The 9,126-nt window shown below is 49.5% G+C and carries 4 protein-coding genes and 2 rRNA genes; 4 read left to right on the plus strand and 2 right to left on the minus strand.

The genetic code is table 11. The features are described 5' to 3' along the window. Window positions 1-200: 200 nt before the first annotated feature. The 4 genes from typA (at window position 201) to dtd (ending at window position 5,132) form a co-directional block, all read left to right on the plus strand. Window positions 201-2,009, plus strand: a complete 1,809-nt coding sequence (gene typA, locus HH196_RS07560; protein WP_169451538.1) for a translational GTPase TypA — start codon at window positions 201-203, stop codon at window positions 2,007-2,009. A gap of 125 nt (window positions 2,010-2,134) precedes the next feature. Next, window positions 2,135-3,748 (plus strand): MFS transporter, encoded by a 1,614-nt coding sequence (locus tag HH196_RS07565; RefSeq protein ID WP_169451539.1) that lies wholly within the window; start codon window positions 2,135-2,137, stop codon window positions 3,746-3,748. Continuing rightward, window positions 3,745-4,695, plus strand: a complete 951-nt coding sequence (pip, locus tag HH196_RS07570) for a prolyl aminopeptidase (RefSeq protein ID WP_169451540.1) — start codon at window positions 3,745-3,747, stop codon at window positions 4,693-4,695. Before HH196_RS07565 ends, pip begins: the two co-directional genes overlap by 4 nt. Beyond that, the gene (dtd, locus tag HH196_RS07575; RefSeq protein WP_169451541.1) at window positions 4,695-5,132 is read left to right on the plus strand and encodes a D-aminoacyl-tRNA deacylase; all 438 of its coding nucleotides are present in this window, start codon (window positions 4,695-4,697) and stop codon (window positions 5,130-5,132) included. Before pip ends, dtd begins: the two co-directional genes overlap by 1 nt. A 674-nt stretch (window positions 5,133-5,806) precedes the next feature. On the opposite strand, the gene rrf is transcribed toward dtd, so the two are convergent. Together rrf and HH196_RS07585 are read right to left on the minus strand one after the other, a co-directional pair. Further along, window positions 5,807-5,922, minus strand: a 5S ribosomal RNA gene (gene rrf, locus HH196_RS07580). Window positions 5,923-6,081: 159 nt separating this feature from the next. Further along, window positions 6,082-8,968 (minus strand): 23S ribosomal RNA (locus tag HH196_RS07585). Window positions 8,969-9,126: the final 158 nt, after the last annotated feature.

Genomic DNA, 9,126 nt, shown 5'->3' on the forward strand with positions numbered 1-9,126 from the left:
CAAACTTCGCGCACCAAAATGGTGCAAACTGTACACAGCCGCAGCTTGATTGTGCGAATATAATACTCTTACTAGAGTTTTTTGCACTAAGTAAGCCAGTCAAAATAACGTTTTTTTACCATTAATAGGGCTTATAAGTTCGCTATGAGAGGCCGCGACGCGTATAATCCGCGCATCTTAAATCTATAGAGAATTTCCACGTGATTGAGAATCTACGAAATATCGCGATTATCGCGCACGTCGACCATGGTAAAACCACTCTGGTCGATAAACTGCTACAGCAGTCAGGTACGTTAGACCGTCGTAACGAAGGCGCAGAGCGCGTTATGGACTCAAACGACCAGGAGCGTGAGCGCGGCATTACAATCCTAGCTAAAAACACCGCAATCAAGTGGAACGACTACCGTATCAACATCGTTGACACACCGGGGCACGCTGACTTTGGTGGTGAGGTAGAGCGCGTACTTTCAATGGTCGACTGTGTACTTCTGCTTGTCGACGCTGTTGATGGCCCAATGCCACAGACTCGCTTTGTTACGCAAAAAGCCTTTGCTCGCGGCCTAAAGCCTATCGTTGTTATCAATAAGATTGACCGCCCAGGCGCTCGTCCAGATTGGGTTATGGATCAGGTATTCGAACTATTCGACAACCTAGGCGCAACTGATGAGCAACTAGACTTCCCTGTTGTATACGCTTCAGCTATTAACGGCATCGCTGGTAATGACCACGAAGCGATGGCAGAAGACATGACTCCGCTGTTTGAAGCGATCATCGAGCACGTAGAAGCACCTCATGTAGATGTTGACGGCCCTTTCCAGATGCAGATCTCCGCGCTTGACTACAACAGCTTCGCTGGTGTTATCGGTGTTGGTCGTATCTCTCGCGGCAAGGTCAAAACTAACACGCCAGTTAAGATTATCGACGCACACGCCAAAGTGCGTAACGGTCGAGTTTTAACGATCATGGGCTACCACGGCCTTGAGCGCGTTGAGGTCTCTGAAGCTCAGGCGGGCGATATCGTCTGTGTAACGGGTATGGACGAACTAAACATCTCTGACACCATCTGTAACCCAGATGTTGTTGAAGCCCTTCCAGCTCTATCTGTAGATGAACCTACAGTATCAATGACCTTCCAAGTAAACGACTCTCCGTTTGCTGGTAAAGAGGGTAAATTCGTTACTAGCCGCAACATCAAAGAGCGTCTAGAGCGTGAATTGATTCACAACGTAGCACTTCGCGTAGAACAGGGCGACAGCCCAGAGAAATTCCGCGTATCGGGTCGTGGTGAACTTCACCTTTCAGTACTTATCGAATCTATGCGTCGCGAAGGCTTTGAGCTTGGCATCTCCCGTCCTGAAGTAATTCAGAAAGTTGTTGATGGCGTAGTTCAAGAGCCGTATGAGATTGTAATGATCGACGTAGAAGATCAGCACCAGGGCGCTATCATCGAAGAGCTAGGCAAACGCCGCGCTGACATGACCAATATGGAAGTGGATGGCAAAGGTCGTTGCCGACTAACATTCATGATCCCATCACGTGGTCTTATCGGTTTCCGTAGCCAGTTCCTAACCATGACATCTGGCACAGGTATCATGAACTCTATCTTCGACCACTACGGCGAAGTGAAAGAGGGTGAATCGGTTACTCGTAACAACGGCGTACTTGTTTCAATGGTTACAGGTAAAGTGCTTGGTTACTCACTGTTCACGCTTCAGGAGCGTGGCCGCCTAATGATCGGACCAAACATCGATACGTACGAAGGTATGATTATCGGTATCCACAGCCGCTCGAATGACCTAGCCGTTAACCCAACTAAAGGTAAACAGCTAACCAACGTTCGTGCATCGGGTACTGATGAGAACATCATTCTGACTCCACCAGTTCGCTTCTCACTTGAGCAGGCACTGGACTTCATCGAAGATGACGAGCTAGTAGAAGTAACGCCAGAGAGCATTCGTATCCGTAAGAAGCTACTTACAGAAAACGCTCGTAAACGCGCTAAGAAGTAATCACCTCTTAACTTCTCTTAAAAGGGCGCCAATGAAAATTGGCGCCTTTTTTTATGCTGAAATCAACACAACTGAGAGTTACACTCGCTTAATGTAATTGCATTCGACTAGATGGAACTAGTGCCATGTCAAAAAAGAAAAATAGTATCTTCTACCGCGTCAGCCCTATCCTCTTCTCAATAATCGGGATGGCGCTAAGCCACAACCTCTTTTTCCTTGTTCTACCGCTTCAAATGAAGAGCGCAGGGCTTAACTCTTCGCAGGTTGGTATTGCGATGGGTATGTTTGCAGCAGGCTCAATTGCTGCAGGCCTTTTTGGTTCAAAGTTGGTCAACCGAGTCGGTCACATACGCGCCTTTGCAAGTTTTGCTGCCACGCTCTCTATCGTCTCAATTGCCCATAGTTTTATGGACTCGTTTTTTGTCATTAGCGCGCTACGTGTAATCGCGGGTTTCTGTTTTATCGCAAGCTTTATCACGCTAGAGAGCTGGCTCAATGTAATGAGTGACAGTTCGAACCGCGGCAAGTTGTTTAGCGTCTACCAGATCTTCTTCGCTTTGGGCTTTGGCGCAGCGCCCTTCTTGATGAGCCAGACAGGCGAGAGTGACATCCGCCTTTACGGAGTAATCAGCGCGCTAACGGCGGTCGCTTTAATCATCATGGCGATGAGTCGCATGCCACAGCCAGAGCTCCCTGGCAGAAGCAGAGCAATGAGCCTAAAGAAACTCTGGGGCTACTCACCCTCTGGCACCTTCTCTTGTGTAATTGCGGGCTCCATTGGTTCAGCAAGCGTATCGCTAATAGCACTGTACGCTTATGCTCGAGGCTTTCACGGTCCACTCTTATCCGTCATTCTTGGCTCATACCTGCTAGGCGGCCTATTAACACAGTATCCGACAGGTTGGTTCGCTGACCGTTTCGATAAACGTACGGTTGGCGCAGCATTAATGTTGGTGGGTATAGGTTCAAATGCGATCATCATTTTGGACTACTTTGAAAACCTTCCAACGAGCATTGTTGTTCTATTCTTCCTACTTTCGGGCGGTGCAGGCGCTGCCATTTTTCCACTTGCAGTGACACAGGTGTTTGACCACATTGAGACCAAAGAGGCGCTACCAGCAACAAGTACAATGCAGATTTTGCTTGGGGTAGGCGGCGTACTGGGGCCAATCATAGCCGGCGCTTTGATGACCGCATTCAGTGAGATCTGGCTCTACTTCTATGTCATTGTCCTGCATGTGATACTGATGGCATTCCTGCTTATACGTAAGCTATTCATTCGTACGGAGCGATTGGAACCAGCACAGCCATATCAGATGACAACCAACCCCGCTTCTGTACCTCCACTTGAAGAGTATGTTAAGGCTGAGATTGCAGAACCTGCACTCAAGCTACTGATAGAAGCGCTTAAGCAGACGCCGAAAAACCCACAAGCACTTATCAAAGTAACTTTGGAGTCGGCCAAATTGCAGGCCGAAGACGTAGCCCTGCAAATGGTTCTGAAGCTACCTAAATACGCTGGTGAACTGACAGAGCACCTCGTCACTCTATACCCAGAAAAACGTTTAGAAGTTGCCCGCTCGTTGACCGACTTTTTTGACCTACACAAAACCCGAATCAACTATGCGATTGTTGGCGGTCTTAAAACCAACGCGACGGACAAAGAGATATTTGAAATTGATAGACTCATTGAGCTGCGTAAACAGCGCCTCAAAGAGGTAGGACTCCCTGTCGAATGAGAACACTTTATCCAGAAATAGCCCCCTTCAATCACAGTTTTTTTGAAACTGAGGATGGCCATAAGATCTATTTCGAACAGTGTGGTAATCCTCATGGCGAACCTGTCATATTCATCCATGGTGGGCCAGGGGGTGGCTGTTCAAGCGAACACCGTCGTTTCTTTAACCCTGAACACTACCGCATTATTCTTTTTGATCAGAGAGGATGTGGTCGTTCACTACCGCATGGCTCACTAAGCAATAACACCACTCAAGCACTGATATCAGATATGGAGCAGCTCCGAAATCTGCTCAATATTGATAAATGGCTACTGTTCGGCGGAAGCTGGGGCTCGACCCTAAGCCTTGCCTATGCACAGCGACATACTGAGCGCGTATCTGGAATGATTCTTCGCGGTATCTTCCTGTGTAGGCCACGAGACCTAGAGTGGTTCTATCAAGATGGTGCTAGCCACGTGTACCCGGATTACTGGCAGGATTATATTGAACCAATAGATCCGCAAAGCCGTGACAATATGATGCAGGCCTACTATCAAATTTTAACGGGTCCGGATGAGATCAAACGCATGCACGCAGCCAAGGCTTGGTCTGTCTGGGAAGGTCGCTGCTCTACCCTAGCACCAAGCCCAAGCCTTGTTGATCACTTCGAAGATCCGCATGTTGCACTTGCCATGGCCCGCATCGAAGCGCACTACTTTGTAAACAACGCATTCTTTAGCGAAGATCAGTTACTTAAAGAGTGTAATAAGCTTGTTAACCTACCAACTTGGATTGTTCACGGACGATACGACATGGTCTGCCCAATTGAACAAGCTTACCTACTTTCTAAGCAACTCCCGCATGCGCAATTTGAGATAGTTCGAGATGCAGGTCACTCAGCCTTCGAACCTGGCATCACTGACCGCTTAATCCACGCAACGGATCAATTTTTGGAGCTTAGCGCCTAATGAAGGGTCTTATTCAACGTGTCAGTAGTGCACAGGTAGTCGTTGATGGTGAAGTGATCGGCAAAATCGACAAAGGCATTCTGCTCCTACTGGGTGTAGAGAAGGATGATGATACAACCCGAGCAGACAAACTGATCGACAAGGTGACTACCTATCGAATCTTCAGTGATGACGACGGCAAGATGAATCTAAGCCTTCGCGATATTGAGGGCGAGCTGCTAGTTGTATCCCAGTTCACTCTGGTCGCTGACACAGCCAAGGGAAAACGCCCCGGCTTCTCCCGCGGCGCCCCACCAGCGCTAGGCGAAGAGCTCTACAACTACTTTTGCGAAACTGCCAAGGCTAGCGGAATTAAAGTCGCTACCGGACGGTTTGGTGCGGATATGAAAGTATCGCTGACCAATGATGGGCCAGTAACGTTCTGGCTAGAGAGTTAACAGCGTCACCTGCTGGTGCAGTTGGCACTGGTTTGCTTCTACGCACTGACGTAGGAGCGCATTCAGCGTAGCTGAAGCCGCGATCACCGCGAAGCGGTGTATTGATGATTATGGACTGGTGCCAGGTTTATCTTACAACGTACCGGTGACTGGATTTATCCTGTCATCTGCGCTGTTTGATGGCAGAGATTCTGGAAGACGTATTGAGAGTGGTGTCAGACCGTAGGTCAGACACCGGAGTGCTGAACTGTCTACGTAGCTGTGGGTCTGCCCTACGGTCTGACCCGACATCTTCAACAGGCACAACTTTGCTACTTCGCACGGATGTAGGAGCGCATTAACGCGCAGCGGAAACAAAACTGATTTATCAGTTTTGAACAGCATTAGCTGGCCCGAAGGGCGAGGGTTTTACCCGAGTAACCCGCGATCACCGCGCAGCGGTGTATAAAAATGATGGACTGGCGCCAAGTTTGTCTAACGGAGTGGGCAATGACCTACAATGATCAGAACCTATGGTTCTGACCCTACGGGCGTTGGCATAGCCAACGTCCAAACCTGCTCTTGCAGAGCATCGGTTTGTCACATGGACCCGTTGTAGTGCAGAGTGGGGCATTGCCCATGATAAACAAAAAACCCCAGGACCTTTCGGTACTGGGGTTCTTTGTTTATTAGGTGCCTGGCAATGACCTACTCTCACATGGGGAAACCCCACACTACCATCGGCGATGACACGTTTCACGACTGAGTTCGGGATGGGATCAGGTGGTTCCATGTCTCTATTGTCACCAGGCAAAACTGGTTGGTTACCGCTTTCACGTTAACCTTGAAACTGTAATCAATTGTCTGTATCGATCATACAAGCTACAACCGGATCGATCTGATCTTGCGATCTTACGTTACCATTCAGCTGTTCATCTGATGTTATGCACTCAGACAGCTTTGGCGTTATATGGTCAAGCCTCACGAGCAATTAGTACTGGTTAGCTCAACGCCTCACAACGCTTACACACCCAGCCTATCAACGTCCTAGTCTTGAACGGCTCTTTAGGGGGCTCAAGGCCCCAGTGAGATCTCATCTTGAAGGAGGCTTCCCGCTTAGATGCTTTCAGCGGTTATCCCGTCCGAACGTAGCTACCCGGCAATGCTTCTGGCGAAACAACCGGAACACCAGAGGTTCGTTCACTCCGGTCCTCTCGTACTAGGAGCAACTCTTCTCAAATCTCAAACGCCCACGGCAGATAGGGACCGAACTGTCTCACGACGTTCTAAACCCAGCTCGCGTACCACTTTAAATGGCGAACAGCCATACCCTTGGGACCGGCTTCAGCCCCAGGATGTGATGAGCCGACATCGAGGTGCCAAACACCGCCGTCGATGTGAACTCTTGGGCGGTATCAGCCTGTTATCCCCGGAGTACCTTTTATCCGTTGAGCGATGGCCCTTCCATACAGAACCACCGGATCACTAGAACCTACTTTCGTACCTGCTCCACGTGTCTGTGTCGCAGTCAAGCACCCTTATACTCTTGCGCTCATTGCATGATTTCCGACCATGCTGAGGGTACCTTCGTGCTCCTCCGTTACTCTTTGGGAGGAGACCGCCCCAGTCAAACTACCCACCACACACTGTCCTCGATCCGGATTACGGACCAGAGTTAGAACCTCAACATTACCAGGCTGGTATTTCAAGATTGGCTCCACTCGAACTGGCGTCCAAGTTTCAAAGCCTCCCAGCTATCCTACACAAGTAAGGTCAAAGTCCAGTGTGAAGCTATAGTAAAGGTTCACGGGGTCTTTCCGTCTAGCCGCGGGTACGCTGCATCTTCACAGCGAGTTCAATTTCACTGAGTCTCGGGTGGAGACAGTGTGGCCATCGTTACGCCATTCGTGCAGGTCGGAACTTACCCGACAAGGAATTTCGCTACCTTAGGACCGTTATAGTTACGGCCGCCGTTTACTTGGGCTTCGATCAAGAGCTTCGCTTACGCTAACCCCATCAATTAACCTTCAAGCACCGGGCAGGCGTCACACCCTATACGTCCACTTTCGTGTTTGCAGAGTGCTGTGTTTTTAATAAACAGTCGCAGCCACCTGGTATCTTCGACCGGCCTCAGCTTAGGGAGCAAGTCCCATCACCAAAACCGGCGCACCTTCTCCCGAAGTTACGGTGCCATTTTGCCTAGTTCCTTCACCCGAGTTCTCTCAAGCGCCTTGGTATTCTCAACCTGACCACCTGTGTCGGTTTGGGGTACGATCCCACATAACCTGAAGCTTAGAGGATTTTCCTGGAAGCTTGGTATCAACTACTTCATCGCATATAGCGACTCGTCATCAGATCTCAGTCTTAGAAGGACCCGGATTTGCCTAAGCCCTAAACCTACATCCTTAAACACGGACAACCAACGCCGTGCTAGCCTAACCTTCTCCGTCCCCCCATCGCAGTTATGTGAGGTGCAGGAATATTAACCTGCTTCCCATCGACTACGCTTTTCAGCCTCGCCTTAGGGGTCGACTCACCCTACCCCGATTAACGTTGGATAGGAACCCTTGGTCTTCCGGCGGGGGAGTTTTTCACTCCCCTTATCGTTACTTATGTCAACATTCGCACTTCTGATACCTCCAGCCTGCCTTACAGCTTGACCTTCAACGGCTTACAGAACGCTCCTCTACCATGCTTTACAGCATCCGCAGCTTCGGTCTCTAGTTTGAGCCCCGTTATATCTTCCGCGCAGGCCGACTCGACTAGTGAGCTATTACGCTTTCTTTAAAGGGTGGCTGCTTCTAAGCCAACCTCCTAGCTGTCTAAGCCTTCCCACATCGTTTCCCACTTAACTAGAAGTTTGGGACCTTAGCTGGCGGTCTGGGTTGTTTCCCTTTTCACGACGGACGTTAGCACCCGCCGTGTGTCTCCCATGATTGCACTCTTGGGTATTCGGAGTTTGCATCGGGTTGGTAAGTCGGGATGACCCCCTAGCCGAAACAGTGCTCTACCCCCCAAGGTGAGACATGAGGCGCTACCTAAATAGCTTTCGAGGAGAACCAGCTATCTCCGAGCTTGATTAGCCTTTCACTCCGATCCACAGGTCATCCGCTAACTTTTCAACGGTAGTCGGTTCGGTCCTCCAGTTGATGTTACTCAACCTTCAACCTGCCCATGGATAGATCGCCCGGTTTCGGGTCTACTCCCAGCAACTATACGCCCTATTAAGACTCGGTTTCCCTACGCCTCCCCTATTCGGTTAAGCTTGCTACTGAAAGTAAGTCGTTGACCCATTATACAAAAGGTACGCAGTCACCGAACTAAGTCGGCTCCCACTGCTTGTACGTACACGGTTTCAGGGTCTATTTCACTCCCCTCACAGGGGTTCTTTTCGCCTTTCCCTCACGGTACTGGTTCACTATCGGTCAGTCAGGAGTATTTAGCCTTGGAGGATGGTCCCCCCATATTCAGACAGGATAACACGTGTCCCGTCCTACTCGATTTCACTTAAAAGGCAGTTTCGTGTACGGGGCTATCACCCACTATGGCCGCACTTTCCAGAGCGTTCCACTACCACCAATCAAGCTTAAGGGCTGGTCCCCGTTCGCTCGCCGCTACTAAGGGAATCTCGGTTGATTTCTTTTCCTTCGGGTACTTAGATGTTTCAGTTCCCCGAGTTCGCCTCTCTAAACCTATATATTCAGTAAAGAGATACCGCCTAAGCGGTGGGTTCCCCCATTCGGAAATGTACGGATCAAAGCTCGTTTACCAGCTCCCCGTACCTTATCGCAGGTTACAACGTCCTTCATCGCCTCTGACTGCCAAGGCATCCACCGTGCACGCTTATTCACTTGACCATATAACCCAAAGGTGTCTGATCAACTGAATGGTTCTCGTAACGATCGATTTCGCCGGTTGGCGCTTGTATAAAACATACAAGACAATCTTTCTTGATTAAACAGTTCCAAATTTTTAAAGAGCGTTTAGAGTAAAACTCTAAAAGATAAGCTTTCAT

Source organism: Marinobacterium sp. LSUCC0821, from assembly GCF_012848475.1.
Classification (GTDB): domain Bacteria; phylum Pseudomonadota; class Gammaproteobacteria; order Pseudomonadales; family Balneatricaceae; genus Marinobacterium_E.